We start from the raw sequence: 1,639 nt of genomic DNA on the forward strand, positions 1-1,639 counted from the left end.
AGTAAGAAATATCTCCGTTTTTTCCAATGGAGCCGGAAACACCCCCACCGTATCCGGGAAGAAGGACGGACGGCCAGGGACCCTGCGGGGAAAACCAGTACGCAGCCGGGGCTGCTGACTTTAGCCGTCCTCCCCTACTTTTTCCGGCCGGCCAGGGTGTGGAGCTTTTGGATAGCTTCTTTGATACCGCCCACTTCGTTGATAAGGCCTGCATTTACAGCCTCCTCACCCACAAGGATGGTGCCCAGGTCCTTGGTGAGGACTCCGGTTTCCATCATGAGCTCTTCCATACGGCTTCTGGTGATGTCGCAGTGGGAGCAAACGAAGCCGGTGATACGGTTCTGGATCTGTTTGAAGTAGTCAAAGGTCTGGGGAGCGCCGATGACGGTGCCGCTCATACGCACAGGGTGGATGACCATGGTTCCTGTGGGAACGATATAAGAATAGTCGGCGCTGACGGCAATGGGGACGCCAATGGAATGGCCGCCGCCAAGCACAAGGGAAACGGTGGGCTTGCTGAGGGAGGCGATCATCTCCGCTATGGCAAGGCCCGCTTCCACATCGCCGCCCATGGTATTCAGAAGGATAAGAAGACCTTCTATTTTACTGCTGTCCTCTATGGCGGCCAGCTGGGGAAGGATGTGCTCGTATTTTGTTGTTTTGGAGGAGCTTCCCAGGTTGTCATGGCCTTCGATTTCCCCGATGATGGTTATCATATGGATGGCTTTGTCGTTTTCTCCGTGACGCTCCAGCGTCAGCTGTCCGGTTTCCTCGATTCTTTCATCCCTTTGCTTTTCTTCGTCTGCTTTATTGCTGCTCATATTGTCTGCTCCTGTCCCGCGAAAAAACCGCGTTTGCTGTTATCCGTTTGTTTTTCGTATTGTTTGCAGGTCAGGCGGGTTTTATGCGCCAAAGCAATTGTTTCCGGGAGGAAAAAGCGGGAAGAAAAAAGTGCGCCGGAATAATAATGGAATTTTCCGGCACACTTTTATAAAAACTTTTTATGATTATATGAGTTTCAGTTACTGTCCAACCATATGGCAAGCGCAGAAAAATGCGCCAGCCTGCTAAACGTTTACCCTTCCTTATTCTATAGCAGATCGAAATCGTCACCCTCTTCAAAACGGTCAATATCGAAGCACATCTCCTCTTCCTTCGGCTCATATGCAAAATCCATTTCCCTTGGGACATGCTTTTTGGGACCGGGCAGCGGGTTTGGAATGGGTTCCCCGGGCAGCGGCGAACCAGCAGGCGCTTCCAGCCTTGCTTCAATTCCCACAGCCATAAAGGAAGCCTGTGCAGACGCTTCTTTTTCGGAAGCGCCCGGGTGATGCCTTCTTTTTTTGGGAAGGGATGGCTTTTCTTTATTTTTCCTGTTTTTATCCTTTTCAAAGCAGCACATGCTATGTACCCCCATACCGGCAAATACGCCCCAGAAAAGCAGCGTTATCGTCTGCTTTTCCAGGCTGGTGCCAAATATCAGATCACTGATAAGAAGAAAAGCAAAAGGCAGAATCCAGATAATTCCCAGATTTCCCTTTTGTTCAAAAAATCCGAATACATAAAAAAACGCAGAAAACAGCAGCGGGAGGAAGTAAAACAGCGCTTCCCTGCCGGCAAGGCTTGCCCAGCCGGTCTG

2 protein-coding genes are annotated in these 1,639 nt (G+C 50.6%); both read right to left on the reverse strand.

Annotation, left to right across the window (positions count from 1 at the left end; translation table 11 throughout):
- Positions 1-134 precede the first annotated feature (134 nt).
- Positions 135-821: a ClpP family protease gene (locus tag HMPREF1548_RS13290; protein ID WP_021636717.1), complete on the reverse strand. Its 687-nt coding sequence runs from the start codon at positions 819-821 to the stop codon at positions 135-137.
- A gap of 269 nt (positions 822-1,090) precedes the next feature.
- Positions 1,091-1,639, reverse strand: a 549-nt coding sequence (locus tag HMPREF1548_RS29960) for a hypothetical protein (protein WP_021636719.1), incomplete at its 5' end; no start/stop codon positions are given.

It is taken from the genome of Clostridium sp. KLE 1755, from assembly GCF_000466465.2.
GTDB classification, from domain to species: Bacteria; Bacillota; Clostridia; order Lachnospirales; family Lachnospiraceae; genus Eisenbergiella; species Eisenbergiella porci.